The organism is Actinomyces dentalis DSM 19115 (assembly GCF_000429225.1).
Lineage (GTDB): Bacteria > Actinomycetota > Actinomycetes > Actinomycetales > Actinomycetaceae > Actinomyces > Actinomyces dentalis.
The window spans coordinates 1,541-23,120 of sequence record NZ_KE386865.1 but is presented as its reverse complement, the minus strand read 5'-3'; the positions used below and the strand labels follow the sequence as shown (position 1 = coordinate 23,120).

The window sequence follows — 21,580 nt, the reverse complement described above, 5'->3', positions numbered from 1 at the left end:
CCGCGGGTCCGCGCCGGGGGCGGCCCCGCGCTCGGCCGCTCAGGCCCGCAGCGCCCGGCGGGCGGTGAGGGAGCCGGCCCAGGCCAGGGCGCACAGGACGCCGATGCACCCGCCGGCGCTCAGCTCCCCCGCGACGGCGACGGCCAGGCCCGCCAGGGCGCAGCCCGCGCCGACGAGGGCCGATCCCGCCACCAGGGCGCGCACGGTGCGCACCCACGGCAGGACCGCGGCGGCGGGCGCGGCGATGAGCGCGATCGGCAGGATCGTGCCCAGCGAGGGCACGAGCACCGCGATCGTCACGCAGATCAGCCCCATGACCGCGGTTTCGGCACCGCGCCCGCTCAGGCCCGAGGCCCGGTGGCCCACGGGGTCGAAGGCGTGGAAGGCCAGTCGCGGGCCGAGGGCGAGCAGGAGCAGCAGGGTCAGGGCCAGGCACGCGCCCGCCGTCCAGGCGTCGGCGGCCTTGACGTTGAGCAGGGAGCCGGTGAGGAAGCCGTCCACCTTGAGGGGCAGGGGCGCGAACCAGGTGCTCAGCAGGTAGCCCAGGGCGAAGCCGATGGACAGCACCGCCCCGGCGGCCGCCTGCGCGGAGACGCCGGGCGCGCTCCGCAGCCACCGGGCCAGGGCGAGCATCGGCACGCACATGAGGGCCGCCCCCGCGAGGACGGACACGGACAGCACCGCGTACCCGGCCCGCTCGCCCCGCAGCGCCGGGACGGCCCAGGCGGCGGTGACCACGCCCGCCACCGCCCCGGGGAAGGTCGAGTGGGTGAGGGACTCCGCCAGGAAGATCCGGCGCTCGATGAGGGCGATGGCGCCGACCGCGCCGGCGAGCACCCCCACGAGCAGGGCGACGGTCACCGGCAGGACGAGCAGCTGCCAGGACACGATGGTTCTCATTGCGCCTCCCCGGGCCCCGCAACCCGCTCACGGGCGGGCGCCCCGGCGCCCGCCCGTGAGCGCGAGCGCACGGCGCCGACGAGCCGGACCCCGCCGACGGCGGCCACGAGCGCGAGGGCCATGACCATGATGACGGCGGCCTGGGGGGACACCGGCCGGGGGGCGGGGGCGATGGCCAGCAGCAGCCCCAGCCAGCCCCCGCCGATTCCGACGAGCAGCGCGGTGCCCACCATGCCCCTGACGGTGCGCGCCACGACGCGGCCGGTCGTTCCGGGCAGGGTGAGCATGCCGATGACGAGCAGGGTGCCCACGGCGGTGGCGGCGGCGACCACGACGGCGGCGATCGCCGCGTTGAGCACGAGGTCCAGGGCGAGCACGCGCAGCCCCGCGGCCCGGGCGCCGACGGGGTCGAAGGCGGTGGCGACCTGCTCCTTCCAGGTCAGGCGCATCAGCGTCAGCGCCAGCGCGCTGACGACGACGGTCTGGGCCAGGCGCAGGTCGGTGACCTCCAGCAGCCGGCCGAACATGAGGGCCTCGAGCTGGCCGGACATGTCCCCGTTCGCCAGGAGGACGACCATGCCGACGGAGAAGAACCCGGTGAGGACCACGGCGGTGCCAGCCTCGGAGGCGTCGCGCCGGGCGTGGTGGTCCACCCAGGTCAGGGCGGCGGCGGCGAGCGCCCCCGCGACGGCGCCGGCCGGCACGATCATGCTCGTCCCGGCGGTCACGGCGCCGACGACGATCCCGGGGAAGACGGCGTGGACGAGGGCCTCGGCGTGGAACTCGGCGCGGCGCAGGTTGACCAGGGCGCCCACCAGGGCGCACGCGCAGCCCAGGATGACGAGCAGGACGAAGGGCCGGAACAGGAAGGGGGCCGTGGCCAGGGGGGCGATGCCGGGCACCCCGGACAGCGCCGAGCGCAGCATCTCGACCAGGGCCGTCACCGCCCGCGTCAGGGCGTCGGCGTCGGCGGCGGCGCTCATGCGACGCTCGCGGGCCGCGGGCCCCCGGCGGCCGGGGCGGGGCGCCGGGGCGACGGGGCCGGGGTCACCGGGTCCGCCGGGTCCGCCGGGGTCGCCGAGGGCACGGGGACGAGCGGCAGTCCCAGCAGCCGGGCGGCGTGCTCGCGGCCGGCGCCGTAGGCCTCCTCGACGAGAGCGGGCACGAGGATCTGCTCGCGGGGCCCGAAGCCCACCTGGTGCCCGGCCAGGAGGGCGACCTGCTCGCAGACCTCGCGGGCCAGCACGAGGTCGTGGGTGGACACGACGACGGCGACGCCGTCGGACTTCAGGCCGGACAGGATGCGCAGCAGGGCGTCGCGGTTGGGCTGGTCCAGGCCGTTGAAGGGCTCGTCGAGCAGGACGAGCCGGGGGCGGCCGGCCAGGCAGCGGGCGAGCAGGACCCGTTGCTGCTGGCCTCCGGAGAGCTCGCCGAAGCGGCGGCGGGTCGCGTGGCCGAGGCCGACGGCCTCCAGGGCCCGTTGCGAGCGCTCGCGCTCGGGGCGTCCCGGCCGGCGCAGCGGCCCCAGGGCGGAGATGGTGCCCATGACGACGACGTCGAGGGCGGTGACGGGGAAGGCGGGGTCGAGGTCGGCGATCTGCGGGACGTAGCCGATGCTGCCGGCCGGTGCGCGTCCGGGCGCCCTGCCGTTGACGCGGGCGGCGCCCCGGACGATGCGGACCATGCCGAGCAGCGCCCGCAGCAGCGTCGTCTTGCCCGAGCCGTTGGGGCCGACCAGGGCCAGGGCCCGGCCCGCGCGCAGTGAGCCGGTGACTCCCGTGAGCACGGGGGTGCGCCCGTAGGCCAGGGCGAGGTCCTCGAGTACGACGACGGCGTCGGACGGGGCGGTGCCGGCGGCGTCGGACGGGGCGGTCCTCGACGCCGCGTGCGGCTGTTCGGCGGTGCTCATGCGGTGCCTCCTGCGGTCAGGGCTTGACGACGTCGGTGGGGGTCCATGCGGCCAGTGCGTCGGGCACGTCGGCGACGGTGCCGCCCCAGGCGATGGTGAGGTTGGTGACGTTGTGGAGGATGGAGCCGATGTAGGTCTCGCCGTCGGATCCGGGTTTGCCGAGCGAGTCGCCGTACAGGGCCTCGTCGCCGATGATCGGCCTGACCCCGGCGAGGGAGGCGACCTTCTCGACGGACTCGGGGTTGTTGGAGTTCTCCGCGAAGATCGCCACGGCGCCGGAGGCTTTGACGGCGTCGGCGGTGGCCTGGATCTTCTGGGCGGTGGCGTCCTGCTGGGCGTTGAAGTCGGACAGGGCGGCGCCCTCGAAGCGCACGTCGTACGCGGCGGAGAAGTAGCCGAAGGCGTCGTGGCTGGTGAACAGGACGCGCCGGGACTGGGGCACGGAGGCCAGGGAGTCGCGGGCCCACTGGTCGAGGTCGTTGAGCCGGGCCGTGTAGGCGTCGACGTGGCTCTTGATGGTCTGCGCGCCGGAGGGCGCGGACCTCTCCAGGGCGGCGCCGATATTGGTCACCTGGACGATCGCGTTCTTCGGCGAGGTCCACACGTGGGGGTCGAAGCGGAATTCGGGTGTGCTCTGCCCGTCCTCGGGCGGGAAGGGCCAGGGGGCGACGTCGACCCTGGCGGTGCCGCGGTCCACGGTGTAGGGCAGGTCCTTCTCCTTGGCCTGCTGGGCGGCCAGGTCGTCGATGTCGGCGGCGCCCAGGACCCCGGAGGTGACGACCATGGTGCCCTTGAAGCCGGTGGAGGTCACGGCGTCGTCGAGGAAGTGCTCCAGGTCGACTCCGGAGACGAGGAAGAGGTCCGCCTCGGACAGCGCCCGGGACTGGGCGGCGGTCATCTCGTGCTCGTGGGCGGAGGCGTTGGGGGCCAGCAGACAGGTCAGGCTCAGGTGCACGGGGGCGGTGGCGGCGTCGGCGCCGAGCTCGGCGGTCCTGCCGTCCGCGCCCGTGCGGGTGAAGGCGAGGTCCGCCCCGCCGGAGGCGAGCTGGGTGACGTAGTCGCAGATCTGGGTGGTCGAGGCGACCGCCTTGATCCGGGTGGCGTTGGGGTTCTGGGCCCCGGTGCCGGGGGAGCAGGCGGCCAGGGCGGGGACGGCCAGGGCGAGCGCGGCCAGGGCGAGCGCCGCGCGCCGGGAGCCGTTGACGACTGTTCTCATGGACCCGGAGAATATTTCGGCTGTCCGAAACTTTCAAGTCGTCGCGGCCGCTCCCCGCCGCCGTATCGGGGCGACTCAGCCGTCCAGGCCCTGGAGGATGGCGGCGGTGGCGGACGCGCCCAGGCGGCTGGCCCCGGCGGCCACCATGGCCAGCGCGTCGGCCGCGGTGCGGATCCCGCCGGAGGCCTTGACCCCCAGGCGGTCCCCCACGGTGGCGCGCATGAGCTCGACGGCGTGGGCACTGGCCCCGCCCGCCGGGTGGAAGCCGGTGGAGGTCTTGACGAAGTCGGCCCCGGCGCGCTCGGCGGCCCGGCAGCAGGCGACGATCTCCTCGTCGCTCAGGGCGGCGGACTCGATGATGACCTTCAGGACCCCCTCCCCCACCGCCCTCTCCACGGCGCGGATGTCCGCCTCGACGGCGTCGAAGTCGTGCTCCTTGACCAGCTTGAGGTCGACGACCATGTCGATCTCGTCCGCCCCCCGGGCCACGGCCCCGGCCGCCTCGGCCGCCTTGACGGCGCTGGTGTGGGCGCCCGAGGGGAAGCCGCAGACCGTCGTCACGGCGAGCCCGTCGGGGACGCGGATCGGCAGCTGGTTGGGGGACACGCACACCGAGAAGACGCCGAGCCCGGCGCCCTGGGCGACCAGGGCGGCGACCTGCGCGCCGGTGGCCTCGGGCCTGAGGAGGGTGTGGTCGATCATGCGGGCGATGTCGCGGCGAGTGGTCACCGGTTTCCTTCCGACTGGGCCGCCCCGCGCGGACGGGGCGGGCGGGGCGCGATGAGGGCCAGGACGCGCGGCCAGTGGCCGAGCTCGCGGGGGCCGGGGCCGTGGCGCCCGCGCGGGGCGAGCAGGTCGATGACGCCGACGGCGCCCGAGGACGGGTCGTAGACGCGGGCGCAGCCGGCCGCCGGGGCCGGGAGGCCGGCGAGGCCGGCGGGCACGGCCAGGACGTAGTGGCGCGGCAGCGCCGGACCGGCGGCCAGGGCCCGGTGCAGCGCCCCCGCCAGGATCCCGTCGTCGGGCCGGGGGCGGGCGAGCGGTCCGCCGGTCAGGAGGATCACCGGGTCCCCGTCCGCCAGGTGCGCCCGCAGGGCCTCGACGTCCCCGGGCCAGTCGGGGCCGGCGTCGTCCACCCGGCGCACCGCGTAGCGCGGCCCGCGTCCCGCCGGGGCGCTCATGGCCTCGGCCACGGCCCACGGCGTCGACCCGAGCCGCCGCGTCCACGGCAGGGGTCCCAGCGGCCCTCCCGCGCGCCGGTTCATGCGCGCCTGGAGGCGGCGGCCCTCGGCGCGCAGGGCCCGGTCCAGGGCGCGCACGGGCCGCGGATCTCTCGCGCGCGCGGCGAGGTCGGGCGCGCGGGCGTCCCCCAGCAGGAGGCGGGCGGCCAGGACGGCGGTGGCCCCGCAGGTGGTGGCGTCGCCCTGGACCAGGGTGAGGGCGTCGCCGGGGCGCGCGAAGGCGCCCACGCGCAGCCGCGCGCCGATCACGCGGGCGCGCACGGCGGGGCCGGCGGGGCCGCCGCCCTCGGGACCGGTGCGGCTCATGCGCCCGCGCCTTCCGGCACGAGGCGCTCCAGGACGACGCCGGCCGCCGCGCGCCGCCGGGCGCGCGCGGCGTCGGGCGAGTCGGGCCCGGCCACGACGACGGCGCCGGCCAGGGCCCGCCGCGCCCGTTCGAAGCGCCCGGGGTCGGCGGTGTGGAGGGTGAGCAGCGGCTGCCCGGCGCGCACGGCGTCGCCCGGCTTGGCGTGCATCTCCACCCCGGCCACGGCCTGCACCGGATCCCCCCTGCGGGCGCGCCCGGCCCCGAGCCGCCAGGCGGCCACGCCGACGGCCAGGGCGTCGAGGCCGGTGAGCACGCCGTCGGCCGGGGCGACGAGGGTCTCGGTCTCGGGGGCCGCGGGCAGCGGGGCGTCGGGGTCGCCGCCCTGGCCGCGGATCATCTCGCGCCACACGTCCATGGCCCGCCCGTCGGCCAGGGCGGCGCGCAGCTCGTCGGGGTCGACGGGCCGGCCCGCGGCGTCGAGCATCTCGGCGGCCAGGGCGAGAGTGAGCCCGACGACGTCGGCGGGGCCGCCGCCGGCCAGGACCTCCACGGCCTCGCGGACCTCCAGGGCGTTGCCGGCGGTGAGCCCCAGCGGGGCGGACATGTCGGTGAGCAGGGCGCGGGTGCTCACGCCGGCGCCGGCGCCCAGCGCCACCATGGTGCGGGCGAGCTCGCGCGCGGAGTCCGGGTCCTTCATGAAGGCGCCGGAGCCGACCTTGACGTCGAGCACCAGGGCGCCGGTCCCCTCGGCGATCTTCTTGCTCATGATGGAGGAGGCGATCAGGGGGATGCACGGGACGGTGCCGGTGGTGTCGCGCAGGGCGTAGAGCCTGCGGTCGGCCGGGGCCAGGCCCGGCCCGGCGGCGCAGATGACGGCGCCGGGGCCGTGCGGGCCGAGCAGGGACATGATCCGCCCGCCCGTCAGGTCCGCCCGCCAGCCGGGAATGGACTCGAGCTTGTCGAGGGTGCCGCCGGTGTGCCCGAGCCCGCGCCCGGACAGCTGGGGGACGCCCACCCCGAAGGCGGCCACGAGGGGCGCCAGCGGCAGGGTGATCTTGTCGCCGACGCCGCCGGTGGAGTGCTTGTCCGCCGTCGGGCGCCCCAGGCCGGAGAAGTCCATGCGCTCGCCCGAGCGGATCATGGCGTCGGTCCAGCGGGCGATCTCGGCGCGGTCCATGCCGCCCATGCAGATGGCCATGGCCAGGGCGCTCATCTGCTCCTCGGCGACGGCGCCGCGGGTGTAGGCGTCCACGACCCAGTCGATCTGCGCGTCCGACAGGCGCCGGCGCTCGCGCTTGGCGGCGATGACGTCGACGGCGTCGAAGGGCTCGACGGCGCCGGCGCCCGTCCCGGCGGGCTCCGCCCCGGCCGTCCCGCCGGGCCCGTCCGCCGGCTCCGCCCGCCCGCCGGCACCGGCGTCGGCCCCGGGGGCCTCCAGGTCGGCCCGGGTGAACCGGCCCGGCAGGACCTCGTCGATGGTCATGAGCCCGTCGGGCATGGCCAGGAGCATGCGCGGGTGGGCGTGCTCGCCGAGCACCTGGCGGCAGCGCCCGCAGGGGGCGCAGGGCTCGCCGCGCCCGTCGACGCAGGCGAAGGCGATCAGCCGTCCTCCCCCGGTGCGCACCAGCTCGGACACGAGCCCGCACTCGGCGCACAGGGTCACCCCGTAGCCGGCGTTCTCCACATTGCAGCCCGACACCAGGCGCCCGTCGTCGACCAGCCCGGCCGCGCCGACGCGGAAGCGCGAGTAGGGCGCGTAGGCGCGCCCCATGGCCTCCACGGCCAGCGAGCGCAGTCGCGCCCAGGCGGCCCCGTCGACGTCGGAGGGGGTCAGGGCCCCCGTCGGGGCCGTCGCCGGGACCGTCATGGCTCATCCGCCTTTCGCGCGCGGTCGTGGGGGACCGACGATACACCGCGCGGGCCGGGCGCGGGGCCCGCTCACGGGTAGGGCACGCCCTCCGCGGCGGGCGGTCGGACCCTGCCGACGAACCCGGCCACCGCCAGGATCGTCACCACGTAGGGGATCATGAGGATGAAGTTGGTCGGAATGGGCGAGCCGATGACGGACAGGGTCTGGCCCACCGAGGTGGCGAAGCCGAAGAGCAGGGCCGCCCAGAGGGTGCCCAGCGGGTTCCAGGCCCCCAGGATCATGGCCGCCAGCGCGATGTAGCCGTTGCCGGCGGAGATGCCCTTGGTGAAGGACAGGCCCGAGCCCACGGTGAAGAAGGCGCCGCCCAGGCCCGCCAGCGCACCGCCGAGCACGAGGTTGTTGACGCGGGTGCGCATGACCGCGATGCCCACGGTGTCCGCGGCCCGGGGGTGCTCGCCGACGGCGCGCATGCGCAGGCCCCAGCGGGAGCGGAAGAGCATGAGGGACAGGATCCCCACCGCCGCGTACATGGCGTAGACGAGGATGGTCTGGTTGAACAGGACGGGGCCGAGGACGGGCACGTGCGACAGTCCGGGGACCGGCAGGCGGGGCAGGCGCATGGCCCGGTTCAGGGACCCGGAGTCGGACAGGACCGTGGAGAACAGGAAGCCGGTCAGGCCCGAGACGAGCACATTGAGCACCACGCCCACGACGATCTGGTTGACCCGGTACTTCAGCCCGAACAGGGCCAGCAGGAGGGCGACGAGGATCCCGGCCGGGGGCGCGGCCAGCAGGCCGGCCCAGGGGCTGCCCGAGGCCGAGGCCACCACCGCGGCCAGGAAGGCGCCCCCCAGGAGCTGGCCCTCGATGGCGATATTGATGGTGCCGCTGCGCTCCCCCACGACCCCGGCCAGGCCGCCGAAGACCAGCGGCACGGACAGGGCCAGGGTGGAGGACAGGATCGTCACCAGCGGGACGACCGAGCTGCGCCCGGCGCCCGCCCAGGTGAGGAAGGAGACGACGAAGCTCAGGCCGAGCAGCAGGGTCATCCACACGGGCGCGGCGGCCCGGCGCAGCGCCCGGGCGCACAGGGCCGCCGTGATCGCCCCGGCCGCGACGACCATGACGACGACGACCCGGCGGGCGGGCAGGTCGAGGACGGGGATCTGGATGAGGTCGGCGCCGGTGCTCAGCTGGAAGCGGGTGGCGCCGCGGCCGAAGACGGCCATGAGGATCTCCAGGGCCACGACGACGGCGCCGATGACGGGCGCCTTGAGGTCCAGGGGCTCGTCGACGTCGACGTCGTCGACGCTCTTGCGCAGGACGGGGCTGGCGGCGGCGGTCATGGCTCAGGCCTCCCGGGCGGGCGCGGCGGGCGTATCGGTCGCGGCGGGGCGGCGGGCGCGGCGCCTCCGCGACCCCGGCGCCGGCAGGCGGTAGATGGCGCGCACGAGCGGGGGCGCCGCGATGAACAGGACGATGGTCGACTGCAGGACGAGCACGATGTCGACATTGGTGCCGGTGGTCGTCTGCATGGCGGTGCCCCCGGCGGTCAGGGCGCCGAAGAGCAGCCCGGCCAGGACCGTGCCCAGCGGCCGGGACCGGCCGAGCAGGGCCACCGTCATGGCGTCGAAGCCGACGGACCCGGCGATGGAGGTGGTCAGGTTGTGCTGCGTGCCGAGCACGGGGCCGGTGGCGGCCAGGCCGCACAGCGCCCCGGAGACGACCATGACCAGGGCGGTGACGCGCGGGACGCCGATCCCGGCGGTGCGGGCGGCCTGCGGGTTGGAGCCGGTGGCCCGGAACTGGAAGCCGAACTCGCTGCGCTCCATGAGCCACCACACGAGCAGGGCCGCGACGAGGGCGACGACGAAGCCCAGGTGGAGGCGGAAGGAGTCGCCCAGCAGGAGCGGGTACTGGGCGCCGTCCTTGACCGTCAGGGACTTGGGGTTGGTGTTGTCGCCTTTGAAGGCGCGGGTGGTCAGGGCGTGGATGAGGAGGTAGCCGGCGATGGAGTTGAGCATGATGGTCGTGATGACCTCGCTGGCGCCCGTCGTCGCCTTGAGGACGCCGGCGATTCCGGCCCACAGGGCCCCGCCGGCGGCGGCCGCGGCCATGGCGGCCGCGATGTGCGCCCCCGCCGGCAGGCTCCAGGCGAAGCCGACGTAGCCGCCGGCCATGGCCCCCACGATGATCTGCCCCTGCCCGCCCACGTTGAACAGCCCGGCGCGGAAGGCCACCGCCATGCCCAGGCCCGCCAGGATGAGGGGGGCGGAGACGGTGAGGGTCTCGGTGGCGGGCCGCCACATGCGGGCCGTCGTCGCGGCCTGCCAGTCGAAGACGCCGCCGCGCACGAGGGCGGAGTAGGCCCTGGTCAGCAGGGAGCCGGCGGCGCCGAAGAAGTCGGAGGGCCGGGCCAGGAAGTAGCCGGCGGTGGCGCGCACCCGGGAGTCGGCCACGAGGATGAGGACGCTGCCCACGACCGCGGCGGAGAAGACGGCCAGGGCGCCCATGAGGGCGTTGGACTCGGCGATCCGACGCAGAACGTCGGGCCCGTCGGGGCCCGCGGGCTCGTCCGTCTCGGCGTCGGACTGGGCGGACTCGCTCATCGGCTCTCCTCGGTGCTGGTGGCGCTGGTGCTGGGGGCGTCGGCGTCGTCGCGGCGGGCCAGGGCCTCGTCCCCGGGGATTCCGGCCATCATGAGCCCCAGGACGTCGCGGGGCGTGTCCGGGCCGACGACGCCGACGATCCTGCCGCGGTACATGACCGCGATGCGGTCGGACAGCGAGTAGATCTCGTCGAGCTCGCTGGAGATGATGAGGACGGCGGTGCCGTTGTCGTCGCGCTCGGCCACGATGCGCCCGTGGACGAACTCGATGGATCCCACGTCCAGGCCGCGGGTGGGCTGGCAGGCGACGAGGACCCTCAGGTCCCGGGACAGCTCGCGGGCGAGGATCGCCTTCTGCTGGTTGCCGCCCGACAGGGTCGAGATGGGGTCGGCGACGTCGGTGACGCGCACGTCGAACTCCTCGCGCAGCCTCTGGGCGTTGGCGCGGATCCTGGCGGGGCTCAGGGCCGGCCCGGTCCCGAAGGCCGGGTCGTCGTAGCGGTCGAGGATCATGTTCTCGGCCACGGAGAAGTCGGCGATCATGCCGCTGGTGGAGCGGTCCTCCGGCACGAAGCCCAGGCCCGCCCCCAGGCGCCGGTGCACGCCGAGGCGGGTGACGTCGCGCTCGCCGAAGCGGATGGATCCGGCCGTCGGCCGGGTCAGGCCCAGGACCACCTCCCCCAGCTCGGTCTGGCCGTTGCCCTGGACCCCGGCCACGCCGAGGATCTCGCCGGAGGCCACCTCGAGGCTGATGTCGTCGAGCAGGACGGCGCCGTCGGCCACCAGGCTCACGCCCTCCAGGACCAGGCCGGCGCCGGAGGGGCGGGCCGGGGCCTTGTCGACGCTCAGGGAGACGTCGTGGCCCACCATGAGTCCCGCGAGCTCGCCCGCCGGGGCGGAGGGATCGGCGGTGCCCACGACGGCGCCGCGGCGGATGACGGTGATCGTGTCCGCCACCTCGCGGACCTCGCGCAGCTTGTGGGTGATGAAGACGATGGAGGTGCCCGCGGCCCTGAGGTCGCGCATGATCCCCATGAGCTCGTCGGTCTCCTGGGGGGTGAGCACGGCGGTGGGCTCGTCGAGGATGAGCACCCGGGCCTCGCGGGCCAGGGCCTTGATGATCTCCACGCGCTGCTGGACGCCGACGGGCAGGTCCTCGATGCGGGCGGCCGGGTCGACGTCGAAGCCGAAGCGCTCGGAGATCTCGCGGACCCTGGCGGCCGCGGCCGCGGCGTCGATGATCCCCATCGGCCCGACCGGCTCGTAGCCCAGGGCCACGGACTCGGCGACGGTGAAGACCGGCACCAGCATGAAGTGCTGGTGGACCATGCCGATCCCGGCGGCCACGGCGTCGCCCGGCCCGGAGAAGGTCACGGGCTCGCCGTCGATGAGGATCTCGCCCTCGTCCGCCCGGTACAGGCCGTACAGGATGTTCATGAGGGTGGACTTGCCGGCGCCGTTCTCGCCCAGCAGGGCGTGGATCTGACCGGGCTCGACGGTGAGGTCGATGTGGTCGTTGGCCACGAGCGGCCCGAAGGTCTTCGTGATCCCGCGTAGCTCGAGCTGCACGTGTGCTCGCTTCCGTCGGTGGTGGGCGGGGCTGGTGGGAAACGGTGGAGATTCCCGCCCGGCGGCCGGCGCGACCGGCCGCCGGGGACGGGCCTCAGGAGGGGTCGTAGGCGGTGGACACGTCCAGCGTCCCGTCGACGATCTGCTTCTTGAGCTCGTCGATCTTGGTCTTGAGCTCGGGCGAGACCTTGGAGTCCCAGTCGTGGTAGGGGGCGAGGGCCACGCCCTGGTTCCCCAGGGTGCCGACGTAGGGGGTGGCGGAGAAGGCGCCCCGCTGGGCCTCATCGACGGTGTCGTAGACGGCGGTGCCGATCTCCTTGATGACGGAGGTGAGCATGTAGGGGGCGCCGCCGTCCTTGCCGGTGGTCAGGTAGCCGTCGGCGTCGACCCAGACGATGGCGTTGGAGTCGCCCCCGGCGGCCTTGACGGCGGCCAGGGTGCCCTGGCCGACCGGGCCGGCCACGGGCATGATGATGTCGGCGCCCTGGGACAGGAACTGCTCGGTGAGCTGCTGGCCCTTGGCGGTGTTGGAGAAGTCGCCCACGAAGGAGCCGCCCGAGGGGTTGGCCGGATCCCAGCCCAGGACCTGGACGGAGGCGCCGTTGTCCGCGTTGTACTTCTCCACGCCCTTGGCGAAGCCCTCCATGAAGATCTGGACGGTGGGGATGGCCTGGCCGCCGTAGGTGGCGACCTTGCCGGTCTTGGTGGTGCCGGCGGCGGCGTAGCCGGCCAGGTAGGCGGCCTCGGCGGTGTTGAAGATGAGGGGCTTGGCGTTGGGCAGGCCGGCCTCGGTGAACTGGGCGTCGATGAGGGCGAACCGGACGTCGGGGTTCTGCTTGGCGGCCTTGGTCATGTCGTCGGCCAGGTTGAAGCCGACCCCGATAATGAGGTTGCACTCCTGCTGGATGAGGGAGTCGACGTTCGTCGGGTAGTCGGCGGCGCTCTTGGACTCCACGGCCACGGTCTCAATGCCGAAGTCGGCACCGGCCCGGTCCAGGCCCTCCTTGCCGGACTGGTTGAAGGACTGGTCGTCGAAGCCGCCCTCGTCGGAGACCATGCAGGCCTTGAAGTCCGAGGTGGTGCCCGAGCCCCCGGATGAGGAGGCCGAGCTGGTCGGGGCGGAGCCGCAGGCGGCCAGGCCGAGGCTGAGAACAGTGGCCAGGCCCAGGGCGATGGCGGGGTGGGACTTCTTCATCACTGTGACTCTCCGTGGTGTGAGGAGACGTCGTCCGGACGGGGCGTTCGGACGACCTTCGCACCAGGATAGACGGATCTCCCCCTCCCCCGCGCCGGCATCCGCGGCGCTCACAGCAGCTCGGTTCGGCCCTCGGCCCCCAGGCGGTCGACGACCCCCTTGACGGCCTGCGCGCGCGCCGGCGTCGTGACGAGCAGGGCGTCGGGGGTGTCGACGACGACCAGGCCCGCCGCCCCGAGCAGCACGACCCTGCGGCCTGTGGTCGAGGCCACCAGGGCCCCGGGCGAGTCCACGGCCTCGACGTCGGCGCCCGGCCCGCCGCCCGCGGCGTCGTCGAGGACGGCGACCCCCGCCGCCGCCCCGGCCGTGCGCGCGGGCACGAGCCCGGCCAGGGCGTCGAAGCCGCCGACGTCGTCCCAGCCCATGGACGCGGGCACGGTGGCCACCCCCCCGGCGGCGGCGACCGGCTCGGCGATGGCGTGATCGATGGCGATCGGCTCCAGGCCCGGCCAGGTGGCGGCGAGCACCTCCTCGCGCTCGGGGCCGTCCCAGGCGGCGGCGATGGCCTCCACGCCCGCCGCCAGCGCGGGCCGCCGGGCGGCCAGGTGGTCGAGCAGGACGCCGGCGCGGGCCACGAACATGCCGGCGTTCCAGCGGTAGTCGCCGGCGGCCAGGTAGGCGGCGGCCGTCGCCGCGTCGGGCTTCTCGGTGAAGGCCAGGACGCGCCGCCCGTCGGGGGCGCCGGCGACCCCGGCCGGGCCCCCGCAGTGGATGTAGCCGAAGGCGGTCGACGGGCCGCTCGCCTCAATGCCGATGGTGGCCACCCACCCCGCCTCCGCCAGCGCGGCCGCCTGGCGCACGGCGCCGACGAAGGCGGCCTCGTCGGCGATGGCGTGGTCGGCGGCGAAGGAGCCGACGATCGCCCCGCGGCCGTGACGGGCGGCGATGACGGCGGCGGCCAGGCCGATGGCGGCCATGGAGTCGCGCGGGGCGGGCTCGGCCAGCAGGTTCTCGCGCGGCAGGCCGGGCAGCTGGTCGGCGACGGCGGCCAGGTGGGCGGCCCCGGTGACCACGCTGATCGAGGCGGCCACCGGCTCCAGGCGGGCGACGGTGCCCTGGAGGAGGGAGCGGCCCGCGCCGGTGAGGTCGAGGAGGAACTTGGGGCGCGCGCGCCGGCTCAGCGGCCACAGCCGGGTGCCCGCCCCCCCGGCGGGGATGATGGCGTGGATGGGGCGGTCGTCGCGGCGCTGGCGGTGCTGGTCCTTCACGGGTCCAGGCTAGCGGTAGGCGCACCGGCCCCCGGCCCGCGGCCCGGGGGCGCCGAGAGGCTCGCGTAATTGGGCCGGTGGTCGGCGCCGGCCCCGTCGGGGCGGGCGACGGGCCGGGGCAGCGGCGGGTTGGCGGTCCAGGCGCACGCGTACAGCACGACGCGGCAGGCCAGGTGGAGCCACAGGATGAGCACGATCATGGCGGTGAAGGGGGCGAGCATCGGGTTCCCCCTCGCCGCGGCCCCCACCGCCCCGGTGCCCGTCTGACGCAGGATCCCGAAGCCGAGGGCGCCCAGACCCGCCCCCTGGAGCAGGTCCCCGCGGGGCGCCCTGACCCCGCACACGCGGATGAGCAGGGCCAGGACGCCGGCGTCGATGAGGAAGGAGACGAACAGGGCGATCAGCCTCGCGCCGGGCCCGGTCAGCCAGTCCGGCAGCGAGCCGGCGCCGGCCAGGGCGGTGGTGGGGATGGAGGCCGCGGCGGTGACCAGGACGGAGACCATGATGACGGCGAAGCCCAGGAGGTTGCGCGCCTGGGCCCGGAGCGGGCCGCCCGGATGCGCCGTCGCCAGGCCGAACATGGCCCGGATGCCGCTGGCGAGGGCGCCCATGAGGCTCAGGGCGGAGTACAGCAGGGCGCCGGCGGCCAGGACGGAGCCCGGATTGACCGCCGAATCCAGGGTGAGCTGGTCGATGCTCACCAGTCCCGTGCCGGTGCCGTCGTCGATCATGCCCGGCAGCATCGAGTCGACCGCATCCAGGGTGGCCCGCCTCATGGCGGGGCGGCGGCCGATGGCGACCATGAGCAGGCTCACCCCGATGGTCAGGGCGGCGAAGACGGAGAACAGGCCGGTGTAGGCGATGCCCCCGGCCAGGAGCGGGCCGCGGCCGTCGGAGTAGCGGGCCAGGGCGCGGCCCGCGCGGGTGCGCCGGCAGCGCCCCAGGAGGGCTTTGACGCGTTCGGCGAGCGCAGCGAAGCGGGTCATGGCGTCCTCACAGGGCGGCGGGGGCGGCGGGCCCGCGCAGCGGCGGGGCGTCGAGCCGGGCCCAGGTGGCGTCGGGGGCCAGGCGGTGCAGGTGGATGCGGTCGACGACGAAGCGGGCCTCAATGCCGGCGGCCTCGGCGCGCGCGGCCTCCAGGGCCTCGTCCCCCACGTCGTGGGCGAGGGTGACGTGGGGGTGGAAGGGGAAGCGCACCGGGACGGCCAGGGGGCCGCCGGCGGCGCGCAGCGCCCCCTCCAGGCCCGCGCAGTCCCGCGCCCCCCGGGTCAGGGCCAGGTAAGCGACGGCGCTGACGGGCCGGAAGGTCTCGGCCCCGCGCAGCTCGACGACGAAGGGGGCGGCCCGCTCCGCAATGGCGCGCACGTGGGCGATCACCGCGCCGAGCGCGTCGAGCGCGATGAGCGTGGGGGGCAGGAGGGTGATGTGGGGGGGCACGGCCAGGGCCAGGGGGTCACCGGCGTCGGAGCGCACGAGCCGGATGCGGGCGGCCCAGGGCTCGGGCACGGGCAGGGTCACGCCCAGGACGCACTGAGACGGTCCGGCCGTGGGGACGTCCATGGTTCCTCCGTGATGTGGCGGCGCGAGCGCAGGAGCGGCAGCGGATCCGGGTGCGGGCGCCCGACGGGCGCGGCCCCCATCTGCGCACCCTATCCCGCACCGGGACGGTGGTCCCACCCGACGACCGGCGTGACACGGGGTTGTGACGTGGTGCGCTCGAGGTTGGGGCACAATGGGCCCATGCAGTACTCTGGCTCCGACGACGTCGCCGCTCCCGTCTTCTCCCCCGCCCTCGCACCCGCTCAGGGGGTCGCCGCGGCCGCGGCGCTCTTCCGCGAGGCCTTCGACGCCGAACCCGACGGCGTGTGGTACGCGCCCGGGCGCGTCAATCTCATTGGCGAGCACACCGACTACAACGGCGGGCTGGCCCTGCCGATCGCCCTGCCGCACCGGGCCCATCTGGCGCTGCGCCGCCGGGACGACCGGACCGTGCGCCTGGTCTCCTCGCAGACGCGGGACTCGGTGGACGTCCTCGACCTCGACGTCATCGGCCCCAAGGGCACGCCGGGCGAGGTGCGCCACTGGAACGCCTACGTGGCGGGCGTCGCCTGGGCGCTGGAGCGCGACGGCCTGGGGCCGCTGGCCGGCTTCGACGCGGCCCTGCACTCGTGCGTGCCGCTGGGCGGGGGCCTGTCCTCCTCCGCGGCGCTGGAGGCGGCCACCGCCGTCGCCCTGGACGAGGTCAATGACCTGGGGCTGGCCGGCACGGCCGACGAGCCCGACGACGAGGGCCGGGCCCGCCTGGCCGCCGCCTGCGTGAGGGCGGAGAACGAGATGGCGGGAGCCCCCACGGGCGGCCTGGACCAGGCGGCGTCCCTGCGCGCCGCCGCGGGCCGCGCCCTGGAGCTGGACTGCCGCACCGGGCGGGCCCGCCGGGTGCCCTTCGACCTGGCGGAGGCGGGCCTGGCCCTGCTGGTCATCGACACCCGGGCCAGGCACTCCCTGGTCGACGGCCAGTACGGGGCCCGACGGGCGGCCTGCGAGAAGGCGGCCCGCATCCTGGGCGTCGAGCTGCTGGCGGACCTGGAGGCGGCCGACCTGGAGGAGCGTCTGGCCGACCTGGCCGCCTGCGGCGAGCCCGACGCCGCCGAGCTGGTCAAGCGCACCCGCCACGTGGTCACGGAGATCGAGCGCACGCGCGACCTGGTCGCGCTGCTGCGCGACGGCCGCCCGCTGGCCGGGGACAAGCTCGCCCGCGCGGGCGAGCTCATGGACGCCTCCCACGAGTCCCTGCGCGCGGACTACGAGTGCACGTGCCCCGAGCTGGATGCGGCCGTGGAGGCGGCGCGGGCGGCGGGGGCCCACGGGGCCCGCATGACGGGCGGCGGCTTCGGCGGCTCCGCGATCGCCCTGGTGGACGCCGACGCCGTCGACGCCGTCGCCCGCGCCGTCGTGGCGGCCTACGCCCGGGAGGGCTTCACCCCGCCGGCCTTCCTCGACGCCGTGCCCTCGGCCCCCGCCGGCCGCCTGGCCTGAGGCGGCCGGCCCCTCCTCATCCTCCGGGAGGATTCGCGGGCCTTCTCCAGGAGGATCCGCCGGCGCGGCGGGAGCCCTTAGCCTGGCCCCGTCACATCCCTCGCCCCCCTTCGCCGTGGAGGACTCCGTGAAGCGCTACATCATGCCCGCCCTCAAGGTCCTCATCGCCGTCGTCGTCGCCGTCGCCCTGGCCAAGATCGCCTTCTTCCCCGACCAGGGCGACTCCGCCACCGCAGACATCACCCCGGGCTACCAGCTGAGCACGAAGACGACGACGGTCGCGGTCGGCGACATCTCCAGCACGGTGGAGGTCAAGGGGAAGATCGTGCAGGACAAGGCCGTCGAGGCGAAGGCGACGCTCACCGGCGTCGTCGACTCCTTCGGGGTCGAGAAGGGCGGGCACATCACGCAGGGGGCGCCCCTGGTCTACCTCAAGAAGGTCGAGCCGCAGCAGCCGAAGGTCACCACCGACGAGGAGGGGAACACCACCCAGACGGAGGTTCCCGACAAGGTCACCTGGGACACCGTCTACGCCCCGACGACCGGCACCGTCTCCTTCAACGTCATCGCGAACCAGGACACCACCGTCGGCATGGTGATCGCCACCGTCACGCCCGACACCTACTCGGCGACCGGCACCATCAGCGCCTCCCAGCAGTACCGGCTCACCAGCGCCCCGACGTCGGCGACCCTGAGCGTCGAGGGCGGCCCCGCCCCCTTCTCCTGCTCCGACCTGACCATCGGCACGAAGCCCACCACGTCGACGACCACCGGCCAGGACGGCAGCACGACGACGACCACGGGGGACGGCACGAGCGTGGAGGTCCGCTGCCCGGTGCCGTCCGAGCAGAAGGTCTTCGCGGGGCTGTCGGTGACCATCGGCATCGACGCGGGCAGCGCCACCGGGGCGCTGCTCGTGCCCGTCACCGCCGTCGAGGGCTCGGTGTCCACCGGCATCGTCTGGGTGGTCCCCGACCCGGCCGATCCCGCGACCACCGAGCAGCGCCAGGTCTCCCTGGGCATCAACGACGGCACGAACATCCAGGTCACCGACGGGCTGACCGAGGGCGAGACGATCCTGCTCTTCGTGCCCGGCAAGGACATCGTGCGCAACGGCACGCCCAGCAGCTGCGAGCCCGACAACTCGGTGTGCTACGACGAGAACGGCAAGGAGATCCGGTGACACCGGCCCCCCTGCTGCGCCTGCGGGGCATCACCCGGACCTTCTCGGTGCCCGGCGCCCCGCCGCTGAGGATCCTCACCGGCGTCGATCTCGACGTGCGCCCCGGCGAGCACGTGGCCGTCGTCGGCCGGTCCGGCACGGGCAAGTCGACGCTGCTCAACATCCTCGGCCTCATCGACGTGCCCACCTCCGGCGGGTACCAGCTGAACGGGGTGGACGTCGCGGGCCTGGGCGAGAGCCGCCGCGCCCACCTGCGCGGGCAGACCTTCGGATTCGTGTTCCAGTCCTTCAACCTCATCGCCGGGCTGACGACGACGGAGAACGTCGCGGCGCCGCTCCTGTACGACCACGGCGCCGCCTTCTGGCGGCGCGGCTCCCGCGCCCGGGAGCTGCTGGAGGCGGTGGGGCTGAAGGACAAGGCCGGGATGTCCATAGGCCGGCTGTCGGGCGGGGAGCAGCAGCGCGTCGCCATCGCCCGGGCGCTGGCCCGCGGGCCCGGGGTGATCCTGGCCGACGAGCCCACCGGCGCCCTCGACGTCGACACGGGCGCCGTCGTCATGGACCTGCTCGAGAGGCAGTGCCATGAGACCGGCGCGGCGCTCATCATCATCACCCACGACCTGGCCGTGGCCGGCCGGGCCCACACCCAGTACCGCCTGGAGAACGGCGTGCTCACGCCGATCACGGTCACCCGCCGCCGAGTGGGCTCGCTGGAGGAGTTCGGCGAGGTCCAGACGGCGCCCGCCGCCGCATCGATATCGGGAGGTCCACGATGAGACTCTTCACGGGACTGGGGGGCGTGTTCACGGGCCTGACCGGCGCCGTTATCGAGGCGTGGGCGCAGCTGCGGATCGGCAAGCTGCGGGTGCTGCTGTCCCTGGTGGGGGTGGCGGCCGCGGTCGCGGCCATGTCCTTCGTCATCGCCGTCGGCCAGGTGTCGGTCTCCGCGGTCAACGCCGTCATGGAGCAGTACAGCGGACGCCCCGGCACCTTGACGATCAGCGTCTCCCCCACCTGGCGGGGCGTGAGCCGTCCGGCCGACGACGACTCCGGGGACGACGCCGGCTCCGGGGACGCCGGCTCCGGCGGCCAGGCGGGGGCGGGCTCCGGGGGCTCGGCCGCGGAGGGCCAGGCCGGATCCGGCGGAGCCGGAGTGGCCGGGGCCGCCGGTGCGGCCGGGACCGGCGGGGCCGGGGCGTCGTCGCCGGACACCTCCATCCGCATCTCTCAGGCGATGAGCTCCTTCGTGGACCGTTATGAGATCAACTCCTGGGCGACGACCTACGACACCTCCATCCGCTTCGCCTTCCCCGACGGCCCCCGCCAGGTGCGCACCCAGGCCGTCAGCACGGGCTACGGCCTGATCCACCACACGCAGGTGACCCAGGGGCGCTGGCTGCGCTCGGACGACGCCGATGACATGTCCCCGTCGCTGGTCGTCTCCCAGGGGTTCCTCGACGCCCTGGGGGTGGGCTCCCTCTCCGGCCCGCTCACGGTCGCCTCCTACGAACCGACGCGCACCACCTACACGATCGTGGGGGTGCTCAAGCCCGAGGACCTGTCCTACTGCACGACGACCGACGCCGAGGGCAATACGGTGCCCTGCCCGCAGACGCTGTCCGCGTTCGTCCTGAACTCCTCCTACGAGCAGCAGTTGCCCTCCCATGCCGCGCGCCCCGCCCCGTCCCTGGAGATCTGGACCGGGGCGGCGGGGGTCAGTGAGATCAAGCAGCGGGCCAAGGACAATCTTGACGCCCAGTTCGGGCAGGGCTCGACCCAGGTCACCGACAATCTGCAGTCCGCCAATGCGAACCTGAGCACGGGGGCCTTCACCTCCGTGGTCTCCGGCGCGGGCGTCTTCGTCATGGTGCTGGGGGCGCTGGGGCTGGTCAATATCTCCCTGGTGACGGTGCGCCAGCGCATCCACGAGATCGGGGTGCGCCGCTCCTTCGGCGCGACGAGCCGCCGGATCTTCTTCTCGATCATGCTGGAGTCGGTGGTGGCGACGGTCGTGGCCGGCATCGTCGGCGTCGGCATCGCGGTGGTGGCCCTGCGGGTGGTGCCACTGAGCGCCATTCTGGATATCCCGGTGCCGGACAACCCGCCCTTCCCCATGTCCGCCGCGCTCATCGGACTGGTGGCGGCATCCGGGGTCGGAGCCCTGGCGGGGATCATCCCCGCGTTCGTGGCGGTGCGGATCCGCCCGATCGACGCGATCCGCTTCTAGCCGGATGACGCTGCCACTCGTCTGGGCGTGTCGGAGCGGTTCCCGGACCGGGGCCGGGAAGACCCGCGGTGGCCGAGTCGCGTCCAGCACGTCCGGCAGTGGAGAGGCGCCGCCCCGAACGACGGCGACGCTACGGCGACCCGGCGGAGCGGGCCCTGGGTCGGCAGTGAAGGCGGCGGGGGTCTGATAGACTACGGGTTCGTTGGGATACCAACGATCCGCAAGCGTAAACCCCGCGCGAGCGGGGATGATCCCCGAGAGGAACCGAACAATGAACCCCCGCCCCGGTAAACCCCGCGCGAGCGGGGATGATCCGATAACGCTGTTATGTGCATGCGTGAGTAGCAAGTAAACCCCGCGCGAGCGGGGATGATCCCGCTGTTATGTGCATGCGTGAGTAGCAAACCCGGTAAACCCCGCGCGAGCGGGGATGATCCGTTTCGGCTGGCCGAAACATACTGTGTGTGACGGTAAACCCCGCGCGAGCGGGGATGATCCTCGTCTGTACGAGGACGCCCACGCGGTCCTCACGTAAACCCCGCGCGAGCGGGGATGATCCCCCGCGCGAGGGTGGGTTGGGAGTATGGAAATTGTAAACCCCGCGCGAGCGGGGATGATCCGTCAAAAATAGATAACGTAACCTACGCCACATTGTAAACCCCGCGCGAGCGGGGATGATCCCGCTTGTCTAGTGAGTACCAATCCGAAGCCGACGTAAACCCCGCGCGAGCGGGGATGATCCGACAGACCTCGGAGGGTTGACAGGGTTGCGGAGGTAAACCCCGCGCGAGCGGGGATGATCCTTAACCCCCACTATCAGCCCGGCCCCGCCGTCCGTAAACCCCGCGCGAGCGGGGATGATCCCGTCACCCGTGAGGCCCTCCGCGAGGCCCTCCGGTAAACCCCGCGCGAGCGGGGATGATCCGAGCACAGTGAGTGTAGCAGGATGTAGCGTTTCGTAAACCCCGCGCGAGCGGGGATGATCCGATGGAGATCTCCTCCGTCCGCGTGTCATAGGGGTAAACCCCGCGCGAGCGGGGATGATCCTCAA

At 74.5% G+C, this 21,580-nt stretch carries 17 protein-coding genes, 2 pseudogenes and 1 CRISPR repeat array; of the genes and pseudogenes, 4 read left to right on the top strand and 15 right to left on the bottom strand.

Translation table 11 applies throughout. The features are described 5' to 3' along the window. Positions 1 to 39: 39 nt before the first annotated feature. The 15 genes and pseudogenes from G446_RS0113900 to G446_RS18220 all read right to left on the bottom strand — a co-directional run bounded on the left by G446_RS0113900 (position 40) and on the right by G446_RS18220 (position 15,643). Positions 40 to 900 carry a metal ABC transporter permease gene (locus tag G446_RS0113900; RefSeq protein ID WP_026410571.1) on the bottom strand — a complete coding sequence of 287 codons (861 nt, stop codon included), beginning with the start codon at positions 898 to 900 and terminating at the stop codon, positions 40 to 42. Beyond that, positions 897 to 1,883 (bottom strand): metal ABC transporter permease, encoded by a 987-nt coding sequence (locus G446_RS18250; protein WP_051286039.1) that lies wholly within the window; start codon positions 1,881 to 1,883, stop codon positions 897 to 899. The genes G446_RS0113900 and G446_RS18250 overlap by 4 nt, the downstream gene beginning before the upstream one ends. Then, entirely contained in the window at positions 1,880 to 2,809 is a 930-nt protein-coding gene (locus G446_RS18245) for a metal ABC transporter ATP-binding protein (RefSeq protein ID WP_084779267.1), read from the bottom strand. The genes G446_RS18250 and G446_RS18245 overlap by 4 nt, the downstream gene beginning before the upstream one ends. 16 nt (positions 2,810 to 2,825) lie before the next feature. Then, entirely contained in the window at positions 2,826 to 4,025 is a 1,200-nt protein-coding gene (locus tag G446_RS0113885) for a metal ABC transporter solute-binding protein, Zn/Mn family (protein ID WP_026410570.1), read from the bottom strand. Between the two features lie 75 nt (positions 4,026 to 4,100). Continuing rightward, positions 4,101 to 4,754: a deoxyribose-phosphate aldolase gene (deoC, locus tag G446_RS0113880; protein ID WP_026410569.1), complete on the bottom strand. Its 654-nt coding sequence runs from the start codon at positions 4,752 to 4,754 to the stop codon at positions 4,101 to 4,103. Then, a complete protein-coding gene (locus tag G446_RS18240) occupies positions 4,751 to 5,572 on the bottom strand; it encodes a hypothetical protein (RefSeq protein WP_051286038.1) in 822 nt (273 codons plus the stop codon). The genes deoC and G446_RS18240 overlap by 4 nt, the downstream gene beginning before the upstream one ends. Beyond that, positions 5,569 to 6,906: pseudogene (locus G446_RS18235) on the bottom strand (thymidine phosphorylase); the annotation flags it as partial. The pseudogene G446_RS18235 and the gene G446_RS18240, both read right to left, overlap by 4 nt. Positions 6,907 to 7,005: 99 nt before the next feature. After that, positions 7,006 to 7,440, bottom strand: a pseudogene (locus G446_RS21220) (cytidine deaminase); the annotation flags it as partial. 71 nt (positions 7,441 to 7,511) lie between these two features. After that, complete coding sequence (locus G446_RS0113865; RefSeq protein ID WP_026410568.1) at positions 7,512 to 8,789, bottom strand: ABC transporter permease; 1,278 nt, start codon at positions 8,787 to 8,789, stop codon at positions 7,512 to 7,514. Positions 8,790 to 8,792: 3 nt separating this feature from the next. Then, positions 8,793 to 10,052 (bottom strand): ABC transporter permease, encoded by a 1,260-nt coding sequence (locus G446_RS18230; RefSeq protein ID WP_051286037.1) that lies wholly within the window; start codon positions 10,050 to 10,052, stop codon positions 8,793 to 8,795. Beyond that, positions 10,049 to 11,620 carry an ABC transporter ATP-binding protein gene (locus tag G446_RS0113855; RefSeq protein WP_026410567.1) on the bottom strand — a complete coding sequence of 524 codons (1,572 nt, stop codon included), beginning with the start codon at positions 11,618 to 11,620 and terminating at the stop codon, positions 10,049 to 10,051. The genes G446_RS18230 and G446_RS0113855 overlap by 4 nt, the downstream gene beginning before the upstream one ends. A 94-nt stretch (positions 11,621 to 11,714) precedes the next feature. Then, the gene (locus G446_RS0113850) at positions 11,715 to 12,815 is read right to left on the bottom strand and encodes a BMP family lipoprotein (RefSeq protein ID WP_026410566.1); all 1,101 of its coding nucleotides are present in this window, start codon (positions 12,813 to 12,815) and stop codon (positions 11,715 to 11,717) included. 110 nt (positions 12,816 to 12,925) lie between these two features. Continuing rightward, positions 12,926 to 14,083: a mannose-1-phosphate guanylyltransferase gene (locus G446_RS0113845; RefSeq protein ID WP_051286036.1), complete on the bottom strand. Its 1,158-nt coding sequence runs from the start codon at positions 14,081 to 14,083 to the stop codon at positions 12,926 to 12,928. After that, positions 14,080 to 15,069 carry a YihY/virulence factor BrkB family protein gene (locus G446_RS18225; RefSeq protein WP_051286035.1) on the bottom strand — a complete coding sequence of 330 codons (990 nt, stop codon included), beginning with the start codon at positions 15,067 to 15,069 and terminating at the stop codon, positions 14,080 to 14,082. Before G446_RS18225 ends, G446_RS0113845 begins: the two co-directional genes overlap by 4 nt. 7 nt (positions 15,070 to 15,076) lie before the next feature. Then, positions 15,077 to 15,643, bottom strand: a complete 567-nt coding sequence (locus G446_RS18220) for a 2'-5' RNA ligase family protein (protein ID WP_051286034.1) — start codon at positions 15,641 to 15,643, stop codon at positions 15,077 to 15,079. Positions 15,644 to 15,823: 180 nt separating this feature from the next. Here G446_RS18220 and galK point away from each other — a divergent pair, with 180 nt between their 5' ends. The 4 genes from galK (at position 15,824) to G446_RS0113815 (ending at position 20,529) form a co-directional block, all read left to right on the top strand. Next, positions 15,824 to 17,119 carry a galactokinase gene (galK, locus tag G446_RS0113830; protein WP_026410564.1) on the top strand — a complete coding sequence of 432 codons (1,296 nt, stop codon included), beginning with the start codon at positions 15,824 to 15,826 and terminating at the stop codon, positions 17,117 to 17,119. Positions 17,120 to 17,246: 127 nt separating this feature from the next. Further along, entirely contained in the window at positions 17,247 to 18,302 is a 1,056-nt protein-coding gene (locus G446_RS0113825; protein WP_026410563.1) for an efflux RND transporter periplasmic adaptor subunit, read from the top strand. Then, complete coding sequence (locus G446_RS0113820) at positions 18,299 to 19,078, top strand: ABC transporter ATP-binding protein (RefSeq protein WP_026410562.1); 780 nt, start codon at positions 18,299 to 18,301, stop codon at positions 19,076 to 19,078. Before G446_RS0113825 ends, G446_RS0113820 begins: the two co-directional genes overlap by 4 nt. Then, positions 19,075 to 20,529 (top strand): ABC transporter permease, encoded by a 1,455-nt coding sequence (locus tag G446_RS0113815; RefSeq protein WP_034470896.1) that lies wholly within the window; start codon positions 19,075 to 19,077, stop codon positions 20,527 to 20,529. The genes G446_RS0113820 and G446_RS0113815 overlap by 4 nt, the downstream gene beginning before the upstream one ends. Before the next feature lie 226 nt (positions 20,530 to 20,755). Further along, positions 20,756 to 21,576: direct repeats of the CRISPR family, unit length 28 nt; unit sequence GTAAACCCCGCGCGAGCGGGGATGATCC. Positions 21,577 to 21,580: the final 4 nt, after the last annotated feature.